General features: G+C 38.1%; 20 protein-coding genes. 16 read left to right on the top strand and 4 right to left on the bottom strand.

Annotated features, from left to right (window positions below; translation table 11 throughout):
- Position 1: 1 nt before the first annotated feature.
- From purQ to A5819_RS13320, 8 genes are all read left to right on the top strand, one after another.
- Entirely contained in the window at positions 2-685 is a 684-nt protein-coding gene (gene purQ, locus A5819_RS13285; RefSeq protein ID WP_086279238.1) for a phosphoribosylformylglycinamidine synthase subunit PurQ, read from the top strand.
- On the top strand, positions 682-2,904 hold the full coding sequence (gene purL / locus A5819_RS13290; protein ID WP_086279239.1) for a phosphoribosylformylglycinamidine synthase subunit PurL: 2,223 nt from the start codon (positions 682-684) through the stop codon (positions 2,902-2,904). Before purQ ends, purL begins: the two co-directional genes overlap by 4 nt.
- Positions 2,889-4,337 (top strand): amidophosphoribosyltransferase, encoded by a 1,449-nt coding sequence (purF, locus tag A5819_RS13295; RefSeq protein ID WP_086279240.1) that lies wholly within the window; start codon positions 2,889-2,891, stop codon positions 4,335-4,337. The genes purL and purF overlap by 16 nt, the downstream gene beginning before the upstream one ends.
- Before the next feature lie 32 nt (positions 4,338-4,369).
- The gene (gene purM / locus A5819_RS13300) at positions 4,370-5,410 is read left to right on the top strand and encodes a phosphoribosylformylglycinamidine cyclo-ligase (RefSeq protein ID WP_086279241.1); all 1,041 of its coding nucleotides are present in this window, start codon (positions 4,370-4,372) and stop codon (positions 5,408-5,410) included.
- A 2-nt stretch (positions 5,411-5,412) separates the two neighbouring features.
- Entirely contained in the window at positions 5,413-5,994 is a 582-nt protein-coding gene (gene purN / locus A5819_RS13305) for a phosphoribosylglycinamide formyltransferase (RefSeq protein WP_086279242.1), read from the top strand.
- Complete coding sequence (gene purH, locus A5819_RS13310; RefSeq protein ID WP_086279243.1) at positions 5,994-7,535, top strand: bifunctional phosphoribosylaminoimidazolecarboxamide formyltransferase/IMP cyclohydrolase; 1,542 nt, start codon at positions 5,994-5,996, stop codon at positions 7,533-7,535. Before purN ends, purH begins: the two co-directional genes overlap by 1 nt.
- A 12-nt stretch (positions 7,536-7,547) precedes the next feature.
- Positions 7,548-8,822 carry a phosphoribosylamine--glycine ligase gene (purD, locus tag A5819_RS13315; RefSeq protein ID WP_086279244.1) on the top strand — a complete coding sequence of 425 codons (1,275 nt, stop codon included), beginning with the start codon at positions 7,548-7,550 and terminating at the stop codon, positions 8,820-8,822.
- Positions 8,823-9,019: 197 nt separating this feature from the next.
- Positions 9,020-9,514, top strand: coding sequence for a prevent-host-death protein (locus A5819_RS13320; RefSeq protein WP_086279245.1), 495 nt, complete (start codon positions 9,020-9,022; stop codon positions 9,512-9,514).
- Between the two features lie 90 nt (positions 9,515-9,604).
- On the opposite strand, the gene A5819_RS13325 is transcribed toward A5819_RS13320, so the two are convergent.
- The 3 genes from A5819_RS13325 to A5819_RS13335 all read right to left on the bottom strand — a co-directional run bounded on the left by A5819_RS13325 (position 9,605) and on the right by A5819_RS13335 (position 12,612).
- Positions 9,605-10,354: a TIGR03915 family putative DNA repair protein gene (locus A5819_RS13325; protein ID WP_086279246.1), complete on the bottom strand. Its 750-nt coding sequence runs from the start codon at positions 10,352-10,354 to the stop codon at positions 9,605-9,607.
- Positions 10,344-11,657 carry a putative DNA modification/repair radical SAM protein gene (locus tag A5819_RS13330; protein WP_086279247.1) on the bottom strand — a complete coding sequence of 438 codons (1,314 nt, stop codon included), beginning with the start codon at positions 11,655-11,657 and terminating at the stop codon, positions 10,344-10,346. The genes A5819_RS13325 and A5819_RS13330 overlap by 11 nt, the downstream gene beginning before the upstream one ends.
- A gap of 145 nt (positions 11,658-11,802) precedes the next feature.
- Positions 11,803-12,612, bottom strand: a complete 810-nt coding sequence (locus A5819_RS13335; protein ID WP_086279699.1) for a Cof-type HAD-IIB family hydrolase — start codon at positions 12,610-12,612, stop codon at positions 11,803-11,805.
- Positions 12,613-12,797: 185 nt separating this feature from the next.
- Between A5819_RS13335 and A5819_RS13340 the strand changes: the two genes are divergently transcribed.
- From A5819_RS13340 to A5819_RS13355, 4 genes are all read left to right on the top strand, one after another.
- Positions 12,798-13,403, top strand: coding sequence for a DUF1361 domain-containing protein (locus A5819_RS13340; RefSeq protein WP_086279701.1), 606 nt, complete (start codon positions 12,798-12,800; stop codon positions 13,401-13,403).
- A 68-nt stretch (positions 13,404-13,471) separates the two neighbouring features.
- Positions 13,472-15,757, top strand: a complete 2,286-nt coding sequence (locus tag A5819_RS13345) for a 5'-nucleotidase C-terminal domain-containing protein (RefSeq protein ID WP_086279248.1) — start codon at positions 13,472-13,474, stop codon at positions 15,755-15,757.
- Between the two features lie 250 nt (positions 15,758-16,007).
- Positions 16,008-17,414 carry an NCS2 family permease gene (locus tag A5819_RS13350; RefSeq protein WP_086279249.1) on the top strand — a complete coding sequence of 469 codons (1,407 nt, stop codon included), beginning with the start codon at positions 16,008-16,010 and terminating at the stop codon, positions 17,412-17,414.
- A 138-nt stretch (positions 17,415-17,552) separates the two neighbouring features.
- A complete protein-coding gene (locus A5819_RS13355) occupies positions 17,553-18,749 on the top strand; it encodes a multidrug efflux MFS transporter (protein WP_086279250.1) in 1,197 nt (398 codons plus the stop codon).
- A 120-nt stretch (positions 18,750-18,869) separates the two neighbouring features.
- Here A5819_RS13355 and A5819_RS13360 read toward each other — a convergent pair whose 3' ends face one another.
- Complete coding sequence (locus A5819_RS13360) at positions 18,870-19,061, bottom strand: YjzD family protein (RefSeq protein WP_069652995.1); 192 nt, start codon at positions 19,059-19,061, stop codon at positions 18,870-18,872.
- Between the two features lie 108 nt (positions 19,062-19,169).
- On the opposite strand from A5819_RS13360, the gene dnaE reads away from it, so the two are divergent.
- The 4 genes from dnaE to adhP all read left to right on the top strand — a co-directional run bounded on the left by dnaE (position 19,170) and on the right by adhP (position 26,738).
- On the top strand, positions 19,170-22,502 hold the full coding sequence (dnaE, locus tag A5819_RS13365) for a DNA polymerase III subunit alpha (protein ID WP_086279251.1): 3,333 nt from the start codon (positions 19,170-19,172) through the stop codon (positions 22,500-22,502).
- 173 nt (positions 22,503-22,675) lie between these two features.
- Positions 22,676-23,638, top strand: coding sequence for a 6-phosphofructokinase (gene pfkA, locus A5819_RS13370; RefSeq protein WP_086279252.1), 963 nt, complete (start codon positions 22,676-22,678; stop codon positions 23,636-23,638).
- 132 nt (positions 23,639-23,770) lie between these two features.
- A complete protein-coding gene (gene pyk, locus A5819_RS13375) occupies positions 23,771-25,528 on the top strand; it encodes a pyruvate kinase (protein ID WP_086279253.1) in 1,758 nt (585 codons plus the stop codon).
- Between the two features lie 190 nt (positions 25,529-25,718).
- Entirely contained in the window at positions 25,719-26,738 is a 1,020-nt protein-coding gene (gene adhP / locus A5819_RS13380) for an alcohol dehydrogenase AdhP (protein ID WP_086279254.1), read from the top strand.
- Positions 26,739-26,925 lie beyond the last annotated feature (187 nt).

Consider the following 26,925-nt stretch of genomic DNA (forward strand, 5'->3'; position numbering starts at 1 on the left):
GATGAAGTTTGCCGTAATTGTTTTTCCAGGGTCGAATTGTGATATGGATTTACTATGGGCTGTCAAAGATATCTTGGGCGAAGAGGCTGAATATGTTCGGCATGATGCAGATAGTTTAGCAGGGTTCGATGGGGTTTTGATTCCTGGCGGTTTTTCATACGGAGACTATCTAAGATGTGGTGCGATTGCCCGTTTTTCAAAAATTATTAGTGAAGTGATTCGCTTAGCAGATGAAGGCAAGCCGGTTTTTGGGACATGCAATGGCTTCCAAATTTTAACAGAAGCTGGACTTTTGCCAGGTACTTTACTTCGGAATGAGTCACTACATTTTGTTTGTAAAACCGTTCAACTACAAGTCGTTAATAATCAATCGAACTTTACTTCAGAATATCAAGTGGATGAAGTAATTCAATTGCCAGTGGCTCACGGCGAAGGAAACTACTATTGTGATGAAGCGACTCTTGAAAAATTAAAAGAAAATCAGCAGATCGTCTTTACCTATGCCAATGACAACCCCAATGGTAGCTTAGAAAATATTGCAGGAATCGTTAATGAGAAGGGCAATGTTTTAGGAATGATGCCACATCCAGAACGGGCAGTCGAAAGCTTATTAGGGTCACAGGATGGGGTACGTTTTTTCAAATCAATCGTTAAAAACTATGGAAAGGCTAGGACAAATGTATGATGAAAGCCAAAGAACCTACAGCACAAGCGATCAAAAGTCAGCGTATCTATTCAGACTGGGGGTTGACGGACGAAGAATATCGAATGATTGAAGAAGATATTCTAGGTCGTATGCCTAATTATACGGAAACTGGATTATTTTCAGTGATGTGGAGTGAACACTGTTCCTATAAAAATTCCAAGTCGGTTTTAAGAAAGTTTCCAACAGACGGGCCACAAGTTTTGCAGGGACCTGGTGAAGGTGCGGGGATCGTTGATATTGGTGATGGTCAGGCAGTTGTATTTAAAGCAGAAAGTCATAATCACCCTTCTGCTATTGAACCTTATGAAGGCGCAGCAACAGGTGTTGGCGGAATCATCAGAGATATTTTTAGTATGGGGGCTCGACCGATTGCACTATTAGATTCATTGCGCTTTGGCGAATTGACAAATGAACGGACAAAATTCTTGTTAGAAGAAGTGGTTGCTGGTATTAGTGGTTATGGGAATTGTATCGGTATTCCAACAGTTGGTGGAGAAGTTGCTTTTGATCCATGTTACGAAGGGAATCCGCTAGTCAATGCGATGTGCGTTGGCTTGATTGATCATAAGGATATCCAAAAAGGGCAAGCTAAGGGAGTAGGCAATGCAATCATGTATGTCGGAGCAAAAACAGGACGCGACGGTATTCACGGGGCAACGTTTGCTTCTGAAGAATTTGTTGAAGGGGAAGAGCAACAACGTTCAGCAGTTCAGGTTGGTGACCCTTTTATGGAAAAACTTTTACTGGAAGCCTGTTTGGAATTGATATTGGAACATGCAGACATTTTAGTCGGAATTCAAGATATGGGCGCGGCTGGTCTGGTTTCTTCTAGTGCAGAAATGGCTTCAAAAGCGGGTTCGGGTTTGATTTTAGATTTGGATGATGTGCCGCAAAGGGAAACAGGAATGACGCCATATGAAATGATGTTGTCAGAATCACAAGAGCGGATGTTGATATGTGTTGAGAAAGGACATGAAGCCGAAGTAATCGAACTTTTTGAAAAGTACGAATTAGATGCAGTAACGATTGGTAAAGTAACGGATGATGGCTTGTATCGTTTAAATCATCGTGGTATAGAAGTCGCTAATTTACCCGTTGACGCTTTAGCAGAAGATGCTCCAGTTTATAATAAGGAGCGCGTAGAACCCGTAAGGATCAAAGCTTTTGCATCCTTAGCAGATTTTCAACCGGAAATAAACGACGGAGCACAAACGTTATTACAACTACTGCAGCAACCTACAATTGCTTCTAAAAAAATGATCTACGAAACGTATGACTCACAGGTTAGAACGAATACCGTCGTTTTGCCAGGAAGTGATGCAGCGGTATTACGAGTTCGTGGTACGCAAAAAGCGTTAGCTATGACAACTGATTGCAATGCACGGTATCTTTATCTAAATCCGGAAATTGGTGGACAGATCGCAGTAGCAGAAGCTGCTAGAAATATTATCGCAAGTGGTGGGCAACCTTTAGCAATCACAGATTGTCTAAATTATGGTTCACCAGATAAACCTGAAGGCTTTTGGGAGCTTTGGACTTCAGCTGATGGGATTGCAAAGGCCTGTGAGGTTTTAGCAACACCCGTGATTTCTGGAAATGTTTCTTTATACAATGAAACAAATGGTAAGGCGATTTATCCCACACCTGTCATTGGAATGGTAGGTCTGATTGAAGATTTAGCACACATTACGACGCAAGAATTTAAAGCAGTTGATGATTTAATTTATGTTTTAGGCGAAACAAAAGCTGATTTTAACGGTAGTGAACTACAAAAATTAACATTAGGTTTAATAGAAGGAAAATTAATGGATTTTGATTTGCTTCAAGAAAAAGAAATCCAGCAGTTAGTGTTAGCAGCCATCAAAGCAGGATTGATCGAAAGTGCTCACGATTGTTCGGAAGGTGGATTAGGTGTAGCTTTAGCAGAGTCCGCTTTTAAAAATAGTTTTGGACTTGAAGTTAAGTTAGAGATGCCTATATCATTTCTCTTTTCAGAATCTCAATCAAGATTTGTCCTATCGATCAAACCAGAAAAACAAGTAGCTTTTGAAGCTGTGATGGATGGAAAAGCTCGCCTTGTTGGGAAAGTGACAGATAATGGAATACTTAAAATTGAAACGCAGAAGCAATCAATCGAAGTCTTGACGCAAACAGCCAAAGAGTTGTGGGAGGAAGCAATTCCATGTCTTATGAAGTAAAAAGTTTAAATGAAGAATGTGGTATTTTTGGTATTTGGGGACACTCAGATGCGGCGCGAGTAACCTATTTTGGTTTGCATAGCTTACAACATAGAGGGCAAGAAGGAGCTGGTATCGTCTCTAATCAAGATGGCAGGTTAAACGGCTATCGAGGTCTAGGATTATTATCAGAGGTGTTTAAAGATGATCGATCTTTAGCCTCTTTAAGTGGTCATGCCGCAATCGGTCATGTTCGTTATGCTACAGCTGGAAATGGCAGTGTTGATAATATTCAACCTTTTTTATTCAAATTTTATGATGGTGCCTGTGGCTTAGCTCATAACGGTAATTTAACCAATGCAAAAAGCTTGAGAAAAGAGTTAGAGCAAAATGGTGCAATCTTTCATTCAAATTCTGATACAGAAATTTTGATGCATTTGATTCGAGGCAGTAAACAACCGACGTTTATCGATCAGCTAAAAGAAAGTTTACAGACTGTTAAAGGTGGATTCGCCTATCTTTTGATGACTGAAACTGCGATGATAGCGGCTCTAGATCCCAATGCATTTCGGCCATTGTCTATTGGCCAAATGAAAAATGGTGCTTATGTAGTCACAAGTGAAACCTGTGCCCTAGAAGTGATTGGGGCTACGTTTGTTCGAGATGTAGGACCGGGAGAATTAATCATTATTGATGATTCTGGGTATAAAATAGAACAGTATACGCAAGAAACGCAATATTCGATTTGTTCAATGGAATACATTTACTTTGCTAGACCTGATTCAAATATTGCAGGAGTAAATGTCCATACTGCACGTAAAAATATGGGAAAACGCTTAGCACAAGAAGCGCCAGTTGAAGCAGATATGGTAGTAGGAGTCCCAAATTCTTCGCTTTCAGCGGCAAGTGGTTATGCGGAAGCAAGTGGTATTCCTTATGAAATGGGCTTAGTGAAAAATCAATATATCGCACGAACCTTTATCCAACCTACTCAAGAATTGCGAGAACAAGGGGTCAGAATGAAGCTGTCAGCGGTTCGTGGTGTTGTCGAAGGAAAACGGGTGATCATGGTGGATGATTCAATCGTGCGAGGCACAACTAGTCGTCGAATTGTCCAATTACTTAAAGATGCTGGGGCAAAAGAAGTTCATGTCCGCATTGCGTCACCCCCTTTAAGATTTCCTTGTTTCTATGGAATCGATATTCAAACAAGGAAAGAATTGATTGCGGCCAACCACTCTGTTTCTGAAATAGAACAACTGATCAAAGCTGATTCATTAAGTTTTTTAAGTGAACAAGGATTGATTGATTCAATTGGGTTGAATTATGATGAGCCTTATTCTGGACTTTGTATGGCTTATTTTAATGGAGATTATCCAACGCCGCTATATGATTATGAAATGAACTATCAAGCATCATTAAAAGAGAAAATCAGTTTTGCCAGATTAAATTAAAGAGTAGAAATTGATTGTAGGAGGAACCATAAATGGGAAATGCCTATACAAAAGCAGGCGTTGATGTTGAAGCAGGCTATGAAGTCGTAGAGAGAATTAAGAAACACGTACAACGAACTGAACGTATCGGTGTGATGGGAGCGCTAGGTGGTTTTGGCGGTTGTTTTGATTTAAGTGCGGTGGAAGTGAAGGAACCTGTCTTGATTTCGGGGACAGATGGTGTGGGAACCAAATTAATGGTGGCGATTCAAGAAAATAAACATGATACGATTGGGATCGATTGTGTAGCGATGTGCGTGAATGATATTGTTGCACAAGGTGCTGAGCCGCTTTATTTTCTAGATTATATTGCGACTGGAAAAAATCGGCCAGAAAGATTAGAACAGGTGGTGGCAGGTGTCGCCGAAGGATGTCTTCAAGCGGGGGCTGCTTTGATTGGCGGTGAGACGGCTGAAATGCCTGGTATGTATGGTGAAAATGATTATGACCTAGCCGGATTTGCTGTAGGGATCGCTGAAAAACGGCAATTAATTACAGGTGAAAATATTCGAGAAGGAGACGTTCTTCTTGGCTTATCTTCAAGCGGAATCCATTCAAACGGGTATTCACTCGTGCGGGAAATTTTCTTTAAAACTCATCAATTTACTGGAGAAAGTTTAATTCCAGAGTTAAATGAAAAGCCTTTGGGGTCAGTTCTTTTAACGCCAACTAAAATTTATGTTAACTCAATACTGCCACTAATAAAACAGGAATTAGTGAATGGTATTGCTCATATTACCGGTGGTGGTTTTGTTGAAAATATCCCTAGAATGCTTCCAGAAAATCTATCAGCTGAGATACAGCTTGGCAGCTGGCCAGTGTTACCCATTTTTACAACGTTGGAAAACTATGGTCAGATACCAACAATGGAAATGTATGAAATTTTCAATATGGGCATTGGGATGGTTTTAGCTGTTTCGCCTGAAAAAGTTAGTGCTGTTCAAACGATTTTAAATGAACTTGATGAATCATGTCATGTTATTGGAAAAGTCACTAAAAAAGTGAAACAAGCTGTTGTTTTTAAAGAGGTGTAAGGATGAAGTTAGCGATATTTGCCTCAGGTAATGGAAGTAATTTTCAAGCGATCGCTGAAGCTGTAGCAGCTGGAGAAATCGAGGCAGAAATCACTTTATTATTTTGTGATAAAAAAGATGCTTATGTTGTTCAGCGAGCCAGAGCCATGTCGATTCCTGTGATTTCATTTGCGCCGAAAGATTTTGAATCAAAAGCCATGTATGAAGCAGAGATCCTTCATTTACTTGAGGAAGAGCAAATAGATTTAGTCGTTTTAGCAGGCTATATGAGAATCATTGGACCGACTTTGTTAGAAGTTTTTTCAAATCGAATGATTAATATTCATCCCTCGTTATTACCGGAATTCCCTGGTTTACATGGAATCAGGGATGCCTTTCTTGCAGAAGTGCCAGAAACGGGTGTAACAATTCATTATGTCGATGATGGTGTTGATACTGGTCCGATTATAGCGCAAGAAAAAGTCAGAATCACTTCTTTTGACACACTTGATTCTTTAGAAAAAAAAATCCATACTATAGAGCATAAGCTATTTCCCAGTGTTTTGGCCCAACTTATTAAAACCCAGCAAGGAGAGAGTCATTGATGATAAAGAAAAGAGCGTTGATCAGTGTTTCAGATAAAACAGGTGTCATTGCATTCGCTAAAGGATTAGTGGATCAAGACGTTGAAATTATTTCGACAGGCGGGACCAAAGCGGCGCTTGAGCAAGCGGGTGTTTCAACAATCGGTATTGAAGAAATAACAGATTTCCCAGAGATGATGGATGGGCGTGTAAAAACATTACATCCAAAGATTCATGGTGGTTTATTAGGTCGCCGTGATCTGAGTCATCACATGGAAGCGATGGAAGCACATGGCATTCAGCCAATCGATTTTGTTTGTGTAAATCTTTATCCATTTAAAGAAACAATATTGAAAGAAGATGTAACACAAGAACAAGCGATTGAAAACATTGATATTGGTGGACCAAGCATGTTAAGAAGTGCTGCAAAAAACCATCAATTTGTGACAGTAGTTGTAGACCCAAAAGATTATGAGCAAGTCCTGCTAGAGCTCTCTGAAAATGACGGAACAACCCTCGTAACAAGACAAAAGTTGGCAGCAAAAGTATTTCGTCACACAGCAGCCTATGATGCGTTAATTGCCGATTATTTGACGGAGGCTGTTGGAGAAACAGACACTGAAACATTGACACTTACGTATGAGTTGAAACAAGAATTGCGTTATGGCGAAAATAGTCATCAACAAGCGGCCTTTTATCAAAATACATTACCCGTTTCATTTTCAATTGCCAGTGCTAAACAACTTCACGGTAAAGAATTATCTTATAATAATATTAAAGATGCTGATGCAGCTATTCGCATCTCTAGAGAATTTGATCAACCAGCTGTTGTGGCAGTCAAACATATGAACCCTTGCGGTGTCGGTCTTGGAGAAACAATCAATGAAGCCTATCAATCAGCCTATGAAGCGGATCCAGTTTCGATTTTTGGTGGTATCATTGTATTGAATCGTGAAGTAGATGTGCAAACGGCTGAAAAAATGCATAAATTATTTCTAGAAATTATTATTGCGCCGAGTTTTTCAGACGAGGCCTTTAGTGTTTTAAGTAGCAAAAAGAACCTTCGCTTAATGACATTAGATTTTTCAGCAAAAGATCAAGCTATCGAAAACGAGTTTGTTTCGGTTTTAGGTGGACTACTGGTTCAAAATCAAGATATCATCCAAGAACAAGCAGAAAGCTGGCAAGTAGTGACTAAGCGTCAACCAACTAGTGAGGAATTAAAAGGACTGGAATTCGCTTGGAAAACAGTCAAGCATGTAAAAAGCAATGCCATTGTTGTTGCAAATAGTCAGCAAACATTAGGGATCGGAGCAGGACAAATGAATCGCGTCGGTTCGGTTCAAATTGCAATCAATCAAGCTGGAACTAAAGTTGATCAGGCAGTATTAGCGAGTGATGCTTTTTTCCCAATGAGCGATAGCGTAGAGTATGCGGGTAAACATGGGATAAAAGCAATTATTCAACCGGGTGGAAGTATCAAGGATCAAGAATCGATTGAGATGGCAGATAAATATGGTATTGCAATGGTCTTTACTGATAGTAGACACTTTAGACATTAAAAGGAGAATTTAATGGGATTAACGATCTTAGTCATTGGAAGCGGCGGCAGAGAACATACAATTGCACAAAAGCTGGTTCAAAGTCCGAAAGTCACAACTGTATTTTGTGCTAAGGGCAATGCTGGAATGAAAAATGATGGCATTCAATTAGTAGATATTGCAGAAGATGATCACGCAAGCTTAATTCAATTTGCAAAGGAAAATAATGTGGACTGGACATTTGTCGGTCCTGAAATACCATTACTAAATGGTATCGTGGATGATTTTTCAGCTAGTGGTTTGAAGGTGTTTGGTCCACTTAAAGCTGCAGCCTTTATCGAAGGTTCTAAAGATTTTGCGAAAACAATCATGAATAAATACAATATACCAACGGCAGCACATCGAACATTCTTTGATTTTGCGAAAGCTCAAGCCTATGTCATTGAACAAGGGGCACCGATTGTTATTAAAGCAGATGGTTTAGCAGCGGGTAAAGGTGTCGTAGTAGCCGAGACAGTCGAAGTAGCAATTGAAGCTTTGAAAGAGATGTTGGAAGAAAATAAGTTTGGTTCAAGTGGTGCCAAAGTTGTCATTGAAGAGTTTTTAGCTGGAGAAGAATTTTCTTTATTGGCTTTTGTTCGAAATCAAGAAATTTATCCGATGGTGATTGCTCAAGATCATAAACGAGCCTATGAAAATGATCTTGGTCCGAACACGGGCGGGATGGGCGCTTATAGCCCTGTACCACAAATTTCTGATGAGTTAGTTGCAGAAGCAATTGCAACGATTCTAAAACCGACAGCCCAAGGGATGGTAGCTGAAGACAGAGCATTTACAGGGATTCTATATGCTGGCTTGATTGCTACCCAGACGGGACCAAAGGTGATTGAATTTAACGCTCGTTTTGGTGATCCAGAAACACAGGTTGTCCTACAACGTTTAGAAAGTGATTTTGCCCAGGTTATCGATGATTTAGTAAATGGTAAGCAACCAGATATTAAATGGAAACAAACAGGATACAGTTTAGGTGTAGTAGTCGCAGCAAATGGCTATCCTAATAAGTATGAAAAAAATCATCTGATTCCTGACTTTTCCACTATTGAAACGGAACAAGTTTATTATGCAGGAGTAAAAGAAGAAGGCGGTCAGCTCATTTCAAATGGCGGACGAATTTACCTTGTTGAAGCTAGTGGAGAAACATTAAAACAAGCACAAGAGGCAGTATACAAGGTTTTGGATACTGTTGACACTACAGGTACCTTTTATCGGCATGACATTGGATTTAAAGGGATCAATCCAGCAGGTTAAAGTGGCAATTGGAAAATCCTGACTTTTTGACACTGTTTATTTGGTTTTTAAGTGACGTTATTAAATCTCATAGAGCTTTAGTAACGGCACTTCTTTTTTGTTGCCCAAAATTCGCCTAACTAAAAGAGCAACAATCACAAAAAGCCCTTCACACTAAAATTCTGTATGATATAATCATCTGGAAGGGAAGTTGAACAATGAAAAATAAAGTGAAAAAAAACATAGCATTTTCAGTTACAGATGTGAAGCAATCTCCGATGACGATTTTTGAAACAGCAAAAGAAACGAATTCCGGCGTGTATATTTACAATAGAAAAAAAGTTGCTGGTGTCATGTTGAACGTTGAACAATACGAAGCATTGATCAAGAAAAAAAAGGCTGAACAAGGTCAAGAGGTAAAAATCACAGAATTAAATCAAGAGATTCGTCAAAAAATTGCTTTTGGGTCCCTAATATCTACTAAAAATCTAGATGATCAATTAGTTTCACTAGGCTTTATTACTAGGAAAATCGAAGTAGACGACTATAGTGAAATGATGAATGAATTGAATGAAACTGGAAAAATCGAGTATCAGTTACAGAAAAAAGAAGACCGGACCAATATTTTTGCTGAGGTGATTGGCGAACAAAGTAATCAATCTCATTTATCAGATAAAATAATTGTGAAAAAAATCCACCTTAGAATGGACTAAGTGTCTGATCAATCTTATTAGATGAAGTGGGCTTTGAATATGACTCGCAGAGTTATGTCCAAAGCCCACCTCGTTTTTTTTAATACTAGATTAATTGAAATCAACCATATGATGATGATAACGTTTAGGCAAATGTGACAACTGAGCTCGTTCATTTTTTCGTTCTTGAATGGTAATGGCTTGTAGAAATGAACGCCAATGAGCTTGGATTTCTTGTTCACTCTCTTTTGTATGAAAAGTTGGAGGACCACTGTTTTCAATAAAACTAATTTCTCCATGTTCAATAATACCAAGTAAACGATGTGTTTCGTCATAAATCATAATCATTTCTTGTGGATATCGCTTGGCAAAATGGGGACATAGGTAAGGTAATGAAAAATGTTTTGGCGCAATCGTGCTATAAAGTAGCTCTCCTATGTATTCAAAACGAATAAATCCTGTGAACAAGTGAACTTCACCAAAAAGAGACTTTAAGGCATTTTGTAAGGCTAAAATAGATGGATGTCCAAGATGATTTAACAGCAAGTCTTTTGATTCTAAAGCAATTTGAATCGCATCAAGTAAAAATCGTTCTTTTTCTTTTAAGGAACAATAAAACCCATCAATAATAAACTGACTATTTTCTTGTCTCAAGCGAGTAAGTAGACGTTTATACATTTTATGAGCCAAAGCTGTATCGGTTGAGATCCAATGACTGATAAACAAACTTTCAACAGCAGTATCCGGTGTTAAAATAATTTCTGGAAACTGTCTTTTTTTAAAAGCATGATAGACAATTGTTAAAAATCCATGAAAACTGCCGTCGTACTCCCAAACTTCAGTTGTTTTTTCAATTTGCATAACGAGCTTCCTTTCGTTTCGTTGTTTCAAACCGTTCTACGTCAAATAAAGTGAGTTGTTCTTGCCTTGACTGGCTGTTGACCTGTTTTAATGTTTCATATTGGCGAGATGAAATTAGGGAAGCGATGACCCATTCAGGATCATGAATAAGCCCGGCCTGGCGAGCACCGTTACAGCTGACGAAATATTGTGCTCGTTTAATCACGACACCTAATTTTTTTAAATCAGTGAGATGCAATTGATAATATTTCCGCGCTTTTAGGATATTAAGAGCACTTTTAGGACCGATTCCGGGAATCCGTAGCAATTGGTCATATGAGGCTGTTTGGACATCAATCGGAAATTGCTCATAATGCTGAACGGCCCAATTGGCTTTGGGATCAAGATACAAATTAAAATTTGGTTTATCTTCAGACAAGATTTCATCCGCAGAAAATCGGTAGAAACGTAGGAGCCAGTCCGCTTGATATAGACGGTGCTCTCGTAATAAAGGTGGATCAGTTGTGATCGCTGGTAGTAAGGAATCTTGATTTACCGGAATGTAGGCTGAGTAATAGACTCTTTTCAATTCGTATTTTTGATAAAGATTTTCCGCAATTTTGACAATAGCATGATCACTTTCAGGAGATGCCCCAATGATCATCTGAGTGGATTGACCTGCGGGGACAAAGCTTGCTTGTTTTCTTAAAGCTGGAACTTGAGCTAACTCATGTTTTTTATGTGTGATTTGTTTCATTGGTTTGTATAAGGTAAATGGATCCTTATCCGGTGCTAACAGTTTCAAACTTTCTCTTGAAGGTAGCTCCACATTAATACTCATTCGATCGGCCAAATACCCTAATTCTTCAATTAGCTTTTTATCAGCTCCAGGAATTGCTTTGACATGGATGTATCCCTTAAAGCCTTTTTCGTAACGCAAAATCTTTAACGTTTTGATTAATAATTCACTTGTGTAATCAACATTTTTAATGATAGCCGAACTTAAGAAAAGCCCTTCAATATAGTTGCGCATATAAAAATCCATGGTTAAATCTGCAACTTCTTGTGGCGTAAAGGTTGCTCTGGGAATCGTATTGGATTTTCTATTGATACAGTAATGACAGTCAAAAATACATGCGTTTGTGAAAAGTAGCTTCAAAAGTGAAACGCAACGTCCGTCACTTGTGAAAGAATGGCAAATACCGGCGGCTGAAGTGCTACCTACAGTTCCGTTTCGTGTATTATCAGTAACACCACTACTTGAGCATGAAACATCATATTTTGCAGATTCAGCAAGAATTTCTATTTTTTTAGCTAGCTCCATTTTACCCCTCTTTTCTAATTCAGAATCGAACGTACGTTCTTATTTTAGCAAGAGAGTTAAATTTTGTCAAAGATGTAAAAAATAGGCTGTCAACCAAAAGTGAAAATCACTTTTGGTTGACAGCCTAAATGCAAATAAATAGCTACTACTTTTTTATATCTAAATATCGTTCTAAATAATCGGCTAAGCCATCTTCGTCATTGGTTTTCTCAGTGACATCATTGGCTACGGATTTGATTTGATCAGTAGCATTTTTCATTGCAACACCCCAACCAACATAATCCAACATCTCTTCATCATTATGTTCATCACCAAATGCGATAATGTCTGAACGCTTCACGTCTAGGTATTTAGCAACTTGTTCCACGCCTTTTGCTTTTTGGATACCTTTAGAAACGATCTCTAAAATAGGTGTTGGTCCGCCCCAAGTTCGAACATCAACATAATCACCATATTGCTTCATCAAAGAATCTGAGACAAGTGCAGCCTGATCTTTTGATGTCCGAACCATCATAGAAGTTGGATCAGTAATTAAATTTTTAGCAGTTAATAGGTTGTTTTCAGTTGCTTCTGATGCAAAAAAAGCTGAATCGAAGTAATCTAAACTATCAATATAAAACGTTTCTTTATTTTCTGCAGCAACAAAATCAAGATTTAATGCTTTCTTTTGAGCTAAAATATCAAACACTAAATCTCGCTGGATCCCAGTTTCCAATTCATCTGCCCATTGTTTTTCAGGCATATGAACGAGAGCGCCATTGAAATTGACCATGGGTGTAGCTAGGCCTAATTGGCGATAAAATTGACCGCTCATTCGATAAGGACGACCAGTGACTATGCTGACATAATGACCATGCGCCATCGCATTTTTTAAAGCTTTTTCAGTTGTTGCACTAATTAAAGATTGTGTATTTAACGTTGTACCATCTAAGTCAATTGCAATTAATTTTTTCAAAATCGTTCCTCCCGGAAAGTTTTCTTTAACTAAGTCTAGCATAAAATAGCAGAATGACAAGTTTTCAAGAAAATTTTTGAAAATAAATTCTTTGTGATACACTAAATAAAAAAAGGACGGTGAAACACTTGGTTCAAACTTATCGTTGGTCAATCCGGATCGTAACTCTTTTCTATTGTGTGTATATGCTGTTTTTTGCTGAGATGTACCATTTTATGGCTTTGAATGTTTTATTGGCATATATTCCACTTGAAATTAGTTTTCATTTTAAACAAGTAGGAAGTCGAATGTTTCTCCTTTTAGGCTCAGTTTGGCTATTATTTTATCCAAATGCACCTTATTTATTTACGGACTTTTTTCATTTAGAACGGTTATCGATCTATCAAGGAATGAATCAGATATTTGGTCAGTCACTTTCTGATTGGTTATCGTTTAGTTTGTTGACGATTGGAATTTGTGGCTATGGTTTTTTAGGGATGGCGACCGTTCTCACAATAATCAGTGAAAGTTTTCAAAGAAATATCTTAAAGAAAAAATGGCAAGGGCTATTTTTGATTGTGTTGATCAATTTCTTGTCTAGTTTAGCTATTTTCGTTGGACGATTTGATCGCTTGCATAGTGTTCATTTATTTACAAAACCGGTCCAAACCATCCGACTTATTTTTTTTGATTGGTCGGTGAATAAAGTCTTGTTTGTTCTATTACTTACAATGATGCAGCTTATTTTACTTGCTTTTATTGCTGGATTAAAAGGGTTGGAGCTGATAGAAGAGCAAGAAAAGTCGTATTGACAGTGTGTGAGGAAATTGTTACTCTTTAACTAAGTATGTTTGGAAATAATCGAAGAGGAGTTATAAATATGAAAAAGTGGCAAAGCTCTTTGTTAACTATTTTATTTACTATTGGGGGAATTAGCAGTGGCGTGGCCTTGGCTGACAATGTTGCTAATGCGGAAACAATCAATGGAACAGGTGATCAGAAGGGAACGCTTGAACAGCCGTTAGCGGAGGGGAACATTCCCATTCAAATCTTAGGGATCAATGATTTTCACGGTGCCTTGAATACAACGGGTTCTTTTTTTGATGATGAAGGAAAGAAAACAGCAAATGCTGGGACGGCGCCTTTATTAGCCGGTTATTTGAATCAAGCGCAGGAACAATTTAAAAACGCTAACAAAAATGCTCAAACAGTGCGTGTTCATGCTGGTGATATGGTCGGGGCAAGTCCTGCAAGCTCGGGGCTGCTTCAAGATGAACCAACGATTAAAGTGTTGAATCAAATGGATTTTGCGGTTGGGACTATTGGAAATCACGAATTTGATGAAGGGCTCCAAGAATTTAATCGCATCATGATTGGCGAAAAACCGCTTAATGATCCATATGGTATTTTAGCTGCATATCCAAGAGAAGCCTCAAAAACTGAAATCGTCATTGGTAATGTTGTCAAAAAAGGAACGGAAAAAATTCCTTTCGGTTGGAAACCTTATACAATCAAAGAGGTTGGAACAGCAACGAATAAAGTAAAAGTCGGTTTTATCGGTGTGGTTACAACTGAAATTCCTAACTTAGTTTTAAAAGAACATTATGAAGCGTATGACTTTTTGGACGAAGCTGAAACTATTGCTTATTATTCCAACAAGTTACAAGCAGAAGGTGTGAATGCGATCGTAGTCTTGGCTCATATCCCTGCAACAAGCAAGGCGGATAAAGTGAATGGAGAAGCCGCAGAAATCATGGCGTCAGTGGATAAACTTTATCCAGAGAATAGTGTAGATGCTTTTTTTGCAGCACATAACCATCAATATACCAACGGTGTTGTGAATAAGACGAGAGTGGTTCAGTCTACAGCGCAAGGAAAAGGATATATTGATTTACAAGGGACACTTGATCCAAAAACCAATGATTTTGTAGAGACACCAAAAGCCAAAGTTCTACCAGTTGATCCAGCCGCTAAGGATGTACCAAAAGTTGATTCAAAGGTTGAAGCAACTGTGAAGGATGCTGAAGCACGTGTGGCACAGGTGACGAACAAAAAAATTGGGACAGCAAAAGAAACAGGCGGAATCACTCGAGAAGTTAATGACTCAAAAGAATCTCCTCTTGGAAATTTGATTACGGATGGGCAAGTCGCGATAACGAAACTCCAAGGGATCGATGCTGATTTTGCGATGACTAACAACGGTGGTATTCGTGCTGATTTAGCGGTTGAAGCGAATCGTGATATTACGTGGGGAGCGGCTCAAGCCGTACAGCCATTTGGCAATATTATGCAGGTGGTTGAGATGACCGGTGCCCAAATTGAACAAGTGTTAAACGAACAATATGATGAAGAAGAACGCTACTTTTTACAAATTTCTGGGTTAAGCTATACGTATACTGCAACAACAGATAAGAATCAACCATTCAAAGTTCATGAAATGCATAAAAAAGATGGCACGCCAATTCAGGCGGATGCTCCCTATTTAGTTGTCATCAATGACTTTTTATTTGGTGGAGGAGACGGCTTTTCTGGTTTTACTGGGGCGAAGTTGATCAATGCAATTCAACCAGATACCGAAACGTTCATTGGGTATATTGAAGGTAAGGAAGCCGCTGGAGAATTAATTGAAGCTTCTGTTGAAAATCGTAAAAAATTGGTGGACCCGATAACACCACTTGATCCAGAAGTTTCAGCTCCAAATGAAGGTGAAGAGAAAATTAAAAAGGCAACGATTTTTGATCCCTTATACGAAGATGATGAACTTTTGAGAGGTGTTACGCTACCAAATGCAACAATTGTACTCTATGATGGCGAAATTCCTCAAATGAACACAAGAACAGCGGAGCTCCCAGAAGGAGAATTAGTAGGCCAAGCTGATTCACAAGGTCTTATCAAAATGAATGTAACCTCATTAAAAATTAAAGGTAAAAAGAAACTAACAGCTGTCGTGCTAGATACAGAAAAAAATCAGGTTGTTTTTCCAATCGAAATTTTACCTAAGAAAGATGTTATTAGCGAAGGAACAAATACCAAAGAGCTTGCTGAGGCAGCTTCTAAAAAAGAATTACCAAAAACGGGAGAACGATCAGAAAACCGTTCAGTTCTATTTGGAGTATTCGCTATTAGCACAAATATTGTTGTGTTGATCAAGAGAAAAATGATATAAAACAAAAACTTTACAGTCGCTGAGTAATCATCACGACTGTAAGGTTTTTTATAAATTTTATTCAAAATGGTTAAACACGAACATTAAGAAAAGATATTAGTATTAAAGTTAATAATTTGTTGAAATGGTCACCTCGCTAACGTATACTTTATAAGTATTCATCAGGAAAGCGAAACATGCACTTATTAATTTATAACGTTAAACACACTCTTGATGAAATTTTTGGGTAAAAAGGGAGCGAGACAACTTTATGGAAAAGTTTTTCAAATTAAAGGAAAACAAAACGACAATCTCAACTGAAATGGTGGCAGGTGTAACAACATTTTTTGCAATGAGTTATATCTTATTCGTTAATCCTTCGATTCTATCTCAAACAGGAATGCCGTTTCAAGCAGTATTTTTAGCAACGATCATTGCATCGATTATTGGAACTTTGATCATGGGACTTTTTGCAAATGTTCCTTATGCACAAGCTCCTGGAATGGGTTTAAATGCATTTTTTACGTTTACGGTAGTTTTTGGATTAGGCTATACATGGCAGCAAGCTTTAGCGATGGTCTTTATCTGCGGATTGATCAATGTGTTGATTACTGTTACAAAAATTCGTAAATTGATCATTAACGCTATCCCAGAAAGTATGCAACATGCAATTGGTGGAGGGATTGGAATTTTTGTTGCCTATGTTGGGATCAAAAATGCAAAGCTGTTAGATTTCACAGTACAATCTGAGCCAGTCAATGGAATGGTTAATGGTGATAGTGTGGTTCCAGCTTTAGGGAACTTTAATAATCCAGAAATTATATTAGCTGTGATTGGTTTAGTCTTAATGACGATCTTGGTCGTTTTAAATGTTCGCGGTGCTATTTTGATTGGGATTGTGGCGACAACGATCATTGCAATACCAATGGGCGTGGTCGATTTATCAGCAATTGATTGGCAAGCAAATTCGTTGGGAAGTTCTATTGGTGAACTAGGAACTACTTTTGGTGCAGCCTTTGGAGCGGATGGAATGCAGTCATTGTTTAGCGATGCATCTAAAATTCCCCAAGTTTTGATGACGGTCATCGCGTTTAGCTTATCAGATACATTTGATACGATCGGTACCTTTATTGGAACAGGACGTCGGACCGGTATTTTCTCTAAAGAGGATGAATTAGCTTTAGAAGATAGTAAAGGTTTTTCAACAAAAATGGATAAAGCGTTATTTGCAGATGCAATCGCAACGTCGATTGGTGCAGTTTTTGGAACCTCTAACACAACAACTTACGTAGAAAGTGCTGCAGGGATCGGAGCTGGCGGACGAACTGGTTTGACTTCAGTTGTGGTAGCAGGATTATTTGCATTAAGTAGTTTATTTTCACCGCTGATTGCAATTGTTCCAGCACAAGCAACAGCACCTGCTTTGATTTTAGTCGGTGTGATGATGTTGGCATCATTTAAGGATATTGAATGGACTAATTTAGAAGAAGCTGTGCCAGCATTTTTTGCCTCTATTTTTATGGGCTTATGTTACAGTATTTCTTATGGGATTGCAGCTGGCTTCATTTTTTATGCAGTAGTAAAAGTAGCAAAAGGAAAATTTAATGAAGTTTCGCCCATTCTTTGGGTCGTTAATGCTCTGTTTATCTTAAACTTTGTTATTTTGGCGATTTTATAAAAGAGGTTTTTAATGAAAAGGTCTAGCTGTCTTTTAGGCAGTTGGGCTTTTTTATTTTGTTTAACAGAAAAATTTTTTGAGAGATTACAAAATTTGGAGTATAGTTAATAGTGAAGAACTTGTGAGGTGTACGTTATTATGAGAATTGAGTGGAAAAAGAATTTAATGGTTGCTTGGTTAGGTTGTTTTTTTACAGGTGCGAGCATTAGTTTGGTGATGCCTTTTATCCCTGTTTATGTTGAACAGTTAGGGACACCGAAGAGTCAAGTTGAGCTTTTTTCAGGACTTGCGATAGCCGTTACAGCATTTGCCGCTGCAATTGTAGCGCCAATTTGGGGGAATCTGGCAGATAGAAAAGGGCGCAAAGTAATGATGATTCGAGCGGCAGCTGGGATGACGATTACGATGGGGTCTTTGGCTTTTGTGCCAAACGTTTATTGGTTGCTCATTATGCGTTTTTTTAACGGGATTCTATCTGGCTATATTCCCAATGCGACAGCTATGATTGCCTCTCAAGCACCTAAAGAAAAAAGCGGTTGGGCTTTAGGAACGTTGTCAACAGGTGCCATTGCAGGGAATTTGATTGGGCCTTCGATCGGTGGTGCTTTAGCACAATGGTTTGGAATGGAAAATGTATTCATCATTACTGGGATCGTACTATTAATTACAACATTACTGACAATTTTTATGGTAAAAGAGGATTTTCAACCAGTAGAGAAGAAAGATCTGTTGAGTACAAAAGATATTTTTTCAAAGATGGATCATGTGTCCATTTTGATTGGGTTATTCGTCACAACGTTGATTTTGCAAATTGGTGTGACAAGTATCAGCCCGATTTTAACCTTATATATCCGTTCATTGAGCCATGATACAGGTAATATTTTGTTTATTAGTGGTCTGATTGTTTCGGTAGCTGGTGTATCGGCAGTCATCTCTTCCCCCGTTTTAGGGAAGCTTGGGGATAAAATCGGGAATCATAAAGTTTTGTTGGCGGGATTGATGCTATCGATGATTTGTTATATTCCGATGGCTTTTGTTAAGACACCGTTTCAACTAGGTTTACTACGATTTCTTCTAGGCTTTTCAACAGGCGCTTTGATGCCGTCGATCAATACGTTGATTAGTAAAATCACACCATCAGAGGGTGTCAGCAGAATTTACAGTTACAATCAAATGTTTAGTAATTTTGGGCAGGTTTTAGGTCCAATGATCGGATCGACCGTTGCTCACGGTTTTGGTTATAGTGCCGTATTTATTGTCACAGCTTGTTTTGTCTTAGGTAATATTTGCCTTTCTTTATTCAATTTTCGCAAAATTTTAAATAAAAGACTCTAAACAGTTGAAAACATAAAAAAACCAGTTACAATGTTTGTAGTAACTGGTTTTTTTATAAAGATGATTTTCAAGTAATAAATGGCGAGACGATTACTTTAAAAAGATGTCTCATTTGCAAAGTTATTGAGCACTTTTAGTGGTTTCTTTTTTTGGTAAAGCGAATTGACCAATCAATAAGATAATCACACCGGTAATCAATGACATAATCGTTGTCAGCATAAAATCGTAAGATCCGCCGTTTAAGGCACCGCCGATATAACCGACCACTTGTCCTAGTAAAAAGGACCACAACAATACAAGAATGTAACGCATGGATTGCACCTCTTTTCTAGCTATAGTTTAGCACAATTTTTGTAAATGTAAAGAAATTGAAAGTTACATTTTTGAATCAAAACCATCATACATATAAGGAGATGTCTTATGCCTTTTCCACAACTATATACAATTACTTCTTACTCATTACTTTCCAGTACTATTCGTATTCAAGAATTAGTGCAACAAGCCAAAAATTTAGGCTATACAACTTTAGGGATTACGGATATTAATGTACTTCATGGCGCCATTGAATTTTTTGAGGCCTGCAAAAAAGAAGCAATCAAACCAATCATCGGGTTAACATTAGAATATACACCACAAAAATCGGAGCAGCCAGCTCAATTGTTATTATATGCAAAAGATCTTCAAGGGTATCAAAATTTGATGCGGATTTCTACTGCCAAAATGAATAGTGAAAGAGTTTTCTATTTAGAAGGAGTCAAGGAGTATTTGAATCATCTATACGCCGTGATGCCGTCTGATAAAGGAGAGGTTGCTTTTGCCTTAAAGCGAAGTGAAGCAGAAGCGGCTGAAAGCTTAGAACAGCTAACAGACTTTTTTGATCCATCATCTTTTTTTGCAGGAGCTTCATTTACGTGTAACCCGGAAACCGATCCAGCTTTGTTCCAATTTTATGAAACAAGAGAACAACCACTTGTAGCATTACAAGAAACCCGCTATTTAAATCGCGAGGATGGTTTTGCCTTAAAGGTGTTGGCTCATATCGATGAAGGGCAACAAATGACCTTGAATGCAGAGGAAACTGAAATTGAAGGGCCATATTATCTAAGAAGTCAGACAGATGCCGTAAAACAATTACTTGTAAAAGTCAATGACCAAGCAGTGCATAACGCAGAACTGTTGGCTGATGATTGTACCTTAGAAATCCCGTTACATCAACGATTACTGCCGCATTATCCGATTCCAGATGGTAAAGAGGCAGGGGCATTTTTAAAAGAACTGTGTGTACAAAAATTACCTGAACGCATCCCAACTGTTACGATTGAGTATGAAAAACGCTTGGCAAAAGAGTTAGATATCATCCATACAATGGGGTTTGATGATTATTTTTTGATTGTTTGGGATGTTATGGCTTTTGCCCATGAAAGAAAGATCGTAACGGGAGCCGGACGTGGTTCAGCAGCAGGATCCTTGGTTTCTTACGTTTTATCGATTACGGATGTAGATCCAATCAAATATGATTTACTATTTGAACGTTTTTTAAATCCTGAAAGACACTCGATGCCCGATATAGATTTAGATATTCCCGATAATCGACGTGAAGAAGTCTTGCAATATGTTCGAGAAAAATATGGACACTATCATATGGCGCAGATCGCTACTTTCGGGACGATGGCCGCAAAAATGGTTTTAAGAGATGTAGCTAGAGTCTTTGGCTTATCACAAAGTGAATCTAATCGTTGGTCTAGTGCTGTTCCGAGTGCTCTGAAAATGACCTTGAAAACAGCTTATGCAGATTCAAAAAAATTAGTAGAGCTGGTGAATTCTTCTGAAATAAATCGCCTTTTATATGATACTGCTGTTCGGTTAGAAGGATTACCACGGCACGTGTCGACTCATGCGGCGGGGGTAGTGATCAGTGATCTTGATCTCATAGATATTGTACCGTTACAACCAGGTTCAAATGATATCTTCTTGACGCAATTTACGATGAATGATGTGGAAAAAATTGGCTTACTCAAAATGGATTTCCTAGGCTTGCGAAATCTATCGATCATCGATGATACGATCAAGTCAATCAAAAGAGTCTACAAAAAAGAAGTGATTTTAAACCAAATTCCATTAGATGATGAATTGACCTTAGCCTTGTTTAGACGTGGGGAGACCAGTGGCGTTTTCCAATTTGAATCAGCTGGGATAAGAAATGTTTTAAGAAAATTAGGTCCGACAAATATTGAAGATATTGCAGCGGTCAATGCTTTATATCGTCCAGGTCCCATGCAAAATATCGATTTGTTTGTCCGGAGAAAAAAAGGACAGGAACCAATCGAGTATCCTGATGCTGTTTTAGAACCGATTTTGAAGAATACGTATGGTGTGATTGTTTATCAAGAGCAGATCATTCAAGTTGCTTCCACTATGGCTGGTTTTAGTCTGGGTCAGGCTGATATTTTAAGGCGTGCGGTCAGTAAAAAGAAAAAAGATGTACTAGATGAGGAACGAAAGCACTTTGTTGAAGGTGCTATGAAACAAGGTCATAGCGAAGCCGTAGCAACAACGATTTATGATTATATCGAGCGTTTTGCCAATTATGGATTTAACCGATCTCATGCTTTTGCGTATTCCTTTATCGGGTTTCAAATGGCCTATTTAAAAGTTCATTTTCCAGGTGCTTTTTATGCAGCGATCCTCCATTCGGTAAGACATAACCCAACAAAAATCAAAGAGTACATTGGTGAAGCTCGTAAAAATAAAATGACGATTATGCAACCTGCAATCAATTCTAGCCAATATAGTTTCTATCTAAATAATGATGATCAAATCATGTTTGGTTTTAGCTCGCTAAAAGGAATTCGTAGAGATTTCATCCAAAACATCCTTGACGAACGAAAAGAGCGGGGACCATTCAAAACCTTTGATCAATTTTTATTACGTATCGATCGCAAATGGTTGAAAGCTGAAAATATCCAACCACTAATCGCAATTGGTGCTTTTGACGAACTTCAGCCTAATCGTCGTCAGTTGTCTGTTAGTTTAGATAGTGAAATTCAAAATATCATTTATAGCGGTGGCAGCATGAATCTATTGGAAGACACCTTGAAACTAAAAGAAGTAGAAATTGCAGACTATACTTTAGAAGAAAAACTAGAACAAGAAGAACAATATTTAGGGGTTTATTTATCTGGACACCCAACTGAAGAATTCAAAAAAACACGATTAATGAAGCAGATCATGCTTGTTAGTGACGTTGTTGAAAAACAAACAGCTCGCTTGTTGATTTATGTGAAAGATATTCGAGTGATCCGAACGAAAAAAGGAGAACAAATGGCTTTTGTTGAAGGAGATGATTTAACTGGATCACTCTCTTTGACTCTTTTTCCAACCGTTTTCAGAACATTGCGTCAAAATGTTGAAAAAAATCAAGTTTATTTCGTAGAAGGCAAAATAGAAAAAAGTAACTATAACCAAGAATTACAATTATTGGTCAATCAGATTGAAAAGGCAAGTGATATTGAAAACAGTATTAGTGCAACAACTTGTTACCTGAAAATAATTGCTGAAAAAGATCAAAAAAACGTGTTACAAAGTATTCGGGAAGTCATTCAAAAACATAAAGGCAATACACCAGTGATTATTTATTTTGAAAAAAACGGGAAGAAATTAGTCTTAGGAGAAGAGAATTGGCTAGCTGATACAGTGGCGGCAAAAGAAGAACTAGAAACGATCTTAGGCACTCAAAATGTTGTTTTCAAATGATTTACGGTAAAAAATACTAATTGTTTTCATCTTTTTTCAATTATTTCTTCTTAAATCAAGACTTTTTGCACTATTAATGGTAAAATGAGTGACGTAATATTTTTGAGTAATGAATAACTGTGACAAAAAAATTGTTACAGCTTAAAAGTATATTATATGAGGTGAAAGAACGAATGAAACGTATCGGTATTTTAACCAGTGGGGGAGATGCCCCAGGAATGAACGCTGCAATTCGTGCAGTGGTGCGTAAAGGGATTTTTGACGGAATCGAAGTTTATGGAATCAACTACGGTTTTGCAGGTTTGGTAGCAGGTGATATCCGCCGCTTAGACATTGCAGATGTTGGCGATAAGATTCAACGTGGAGGAACATTTTTATATTCTGCACGTTACCCAGAATTTGCAACAGAAGAAGGACAATTGAAAGGCATCGAACAATTGAAAAAATTCGGTATCGAAGGTTTAGTTGTTATCGGTGGTGATGGTTCTTATCATGGTGCAATGGCACTAACAAAACGTGGTTTCCCAGCTGTAGGAATTCCAGGAACAATTGACAATGATATTCCAGGGACTGATTTCACAATTGGCTTTGATACAGCGATTAATACAGTATTAGAATCGATTGACCGTATTCGTGATACTGCAACTTCGCATGTTCGGACATTTGTTATTGAAGTAATGGGACGTGGTGCAGGCGATATCGCTCTTTGGTCAGGTGTAGCAGGTGGTGCTGATGAAATCATTATTCCTGAACATGATTTCGACATGGTCAATGTTGCAAAACGTATCAGAGAAGGCCGCGATCGTGGCAAAAAACATTGCTTGATCATCTTGGCAGAAGGCGTTATGGGCGGAAATGAATTTGCTGATAAACTTTCTGAACATGGTGATTTCCATACACGTGTTTCTATTTTAGGACACGTTGTCCGCGGTGGCTCACCAAGTGCTCGTGATCGTGTATTAGCAAGTAAATTTGGTTCATATGCCGTTGAATTATTGAAAGCCGGTATTGGCGGACAATGTATCGGTATGTTGGATAACCAAGTTGTTTCAGCCGATATCGTTAACACATTGGAAAACCACAAACACAAACCAGACTTATCACTTTATGATTTAAATCAAGAGATTTCTTTCTAAGAATGGAGGTTGGAACAGAAGTATATTTCTGAAGGAGTTGCTTCTGGCTTCATCATTTATTCAAAGGATTTCTTGAGGAAAATAGATAATCTTCATAACGTATAAACAAAATTGGAATAGGAGCGTTTGGTAATGAAAAAAACGAAAATCGTATGTACGATCGGACCAGCTAGTGAATCAGTAGATATGCTACTAAATTTAATAAATGCAGGGATGAATGTTTGCCGTTTGAACTTCTCACATGGTGATTTTGAAGAACATGGCAACCGCATCAAAAATATTCGTGAAGCTGTAAAAATTACAGGTAAACGTGTCGCGATCTTACTTGATACAAAAGGCCCTGAAATCCGTACGAACGAAATGGAAAATGGCGCAATCACTCTAAAAACAGGTGAAACAGTTCGTCTTTCTACGACAGAAGTTTTAGGAACTCCTGAAAAATTCTCAATCACTTATCCAGAATTAATTAACGATGTAAACATCGGTTCTCACATTCTTTTAGATGACGGTTTAATCGATTTAGAAGTAACAGATATCGATCGTGTTGCAAATGAAATCGTTACGCTTGTTAAAAATGAAGGTATCTTGAAAAATAAAAAAGGTGTTAACGTTCCTGGCGTATCTGTAAACCTTCCTGGTATTACAGAAAAAGATGCGGCTGATATTCGTTTTGGTATCGAACAAGGCGTTGATTTTATCGCTGCTAGTTTCGTTCGTCGTGCAACTGACGTTTTAGAAATTACTAAAATTTTAGAAGAAGAAAATGCTACTCATATCCAAATCATTCCTAAAATCGAAAACCAAGAAGGTATCGATAACATCGATGAAATCTTGAAAGTTTCAGATGGTTTAATGGTTGCTCGTGGGGACATGGGTGTTGAGATTCCAACTGAAGATGTACCAGTTGTTCAAAAAGACTTGATCAAAAAATGTAACGCTTTAGGTAAACCAGTTATCACGGCTACTCAAATGCTGGATTCTATGCAACGCAACCCACGTCCAACACGTGCTGAAGCCAATGATGTGGCTAATGCGATCTATGATGGAACAGATGCTGTAATGCTTTCTGGTGAAACTGCTGCTGGGGATTACCCATTAGAAGCTGTACAAACAATGGCGCGTATCGCTGTTCGTACGGAAGAAGCATTGATCAATCAAGATACATTTGCATTAAAATTATACAGCAAAACCGATATGGCAGAAGCAATTGGTCAATCAGTTGGACATACTGCTCGTAATTTAGGAATCCAAACTATCGTTGCAGCAACTGAATCTGGTCATACAGCTCGTATGATTTCTAAATATCGTCCAAAATCTCATATCGTTGCGATTACATTTACAGAACAAAAAGCACGCAGCTTATCATTATCTTGGGGTGTTTATGCAACAGTTGCTGACAAACCAGCAAGCACTGACGAAATGTTCAATTTAGCAACACACATTTCTCAAGAAGAAGGATTTGCAAGCGAAGGTGATTTGATTATTATCACTGCTGGTGTTCCAGTTGGTGAAAAAGGAACAACAAACTTAATGAAGATCCAAATGATCGGATCAAAATTAGTTCAAGGCCAAGGAATCGGCGAAGAATCAATTATTGCTAAAGCTGTTGTAGCCGCTACAGCAGAAGAAGCTGTAGCAAACGCAACAGAAGGTTCTATCTTAGTCGTTAAAACAACTGACAAAGATTATATGCCTGCGATTGATAAAGCAATTGCTTTAGTCGTTGAAGAAGGTGGATTAACTTCTCATGCAGCAGTTGTTGCAATTGCGAAAGATATTCCAGTAATCGTTGGTGCAGCTGATGCTACAAACTTGATTGCAAATGACGAATTGATCACTGTTGATCCTCGTCGTGGTATTGTATACCGTGGTGCAACAACAGCAATCTAAAAAAATAAATAGTGTACTCCTAAAAGAGTGGGAATAAATCATGCAAAGTGATTCATTTTCACTCTTTTTTATTGAAGTTGAACAAAGTTTCTTTTTATCTTGAACAATTTCTCGAAAGTTCTGATAAAACGATTTCATACATGGTAAAATATAATTGTTACCATATAATACTAAATACAGGAGTGATAGAATGAAAGCAGCTGTTGTGACGAAAGAAAATAATGGAAAAGTAGAAATTAAAGATGTAGAAATTAGACCGCTTGAAGCTGGTGAAGCTTTAGTGGATGTAGAATACTGTGGTGTTTGTCATACTGATTTACATGTAGCTCATGGTGATTTCGGTGAAGTACCAGGTCGAGTTATTGGTCATGAAGGAATTGGAATCGTAAAAGAAATCGCTCCAGGTGTTGAAAGTCTAAAAGTAGGAGACCGCGTTAGTATCGCTTGGTTCTTTGAAGGTTGTGGGACTTGTGAATATTGTATTACTGGACGGGAAACATTCTGCCGCCAAGTAAAAAATGCTGGTTTTTCAGTAGACGGTGCTATGGCTGAACAATGTATCGTTAAAGCTGATTATGCCGTTAAAGTACCAGAAGGATTAGATCCAGCTCAAGCTAGTAGTATCTCATGTGCTGGTGTTACTTGCTATAAAGCAATTAAAGTTTCTGATGTAAAACCAGGTCAATGGGTTGCGATATACGGTATTGGTGGTTTAGGGAATTTGGCTATCCAATATGCTAAGAATGTCTTCAATGCAAAAGTTATTGCTGTTGATATCAATGATGACAAACTAGAATTTGCAAAAGAACTAGGTGCTGACCTAGTATGTAATCCATTAACAGATGGCGATGCAGGTGCTTGGATCCAAGAAAAAGTCGGTGGCGCTCACGCTGCTGTCGTGACAGCTGTTTCTAAAGTTGCATTCAATCAAGCGGTTGATTCTGTAAGAGCTGCAGGTAAAGTTGTTGCTGTTGGACTTCCTCCAGAAACAATGGATCTTGCAATCGTTAAAACTGTTCTAGATGGTATTCAAATCGTTGGTTCCTTAGTAGGAACACGTAAAGATTTAGAAGAAGCATTCCAGTTTGGAGCAGAAGGTAAAGTAGTTCCTGTTGTGGAAACACGTTGCTTACATGAAGTGAACGATATCTTTGAAGAAATGGAACAAGGAAAAATCAAAGGTAGAATGGTCGTTGATTTAAAAAAATAAAGTATTTATAAAATAAAAAAAGAGTAAATAGAAAAGATCCTTGAGGGGTGTGGAACAAAAGTAAAAACCACTTTTGTTTCACACCCTTCAGTGCGATTAAACGCTTCTGTCCCAGCCTCAACTTTTTTATAAAAAGAATTGTTTAACCGCTCACCTAGGTACTTTGATAGCTTCTTAAAAAAGATTC

The organism is Enterococcus sp. 7E2_DIV0204, from assembly GCF_002140855.1.
Classification (GTDB): Bacteria; Bacillota; Bacilli; order Lactobacillales; family Enterococcaceae; genus Enterococcus_L; species Enterococcus_L lemimoniae.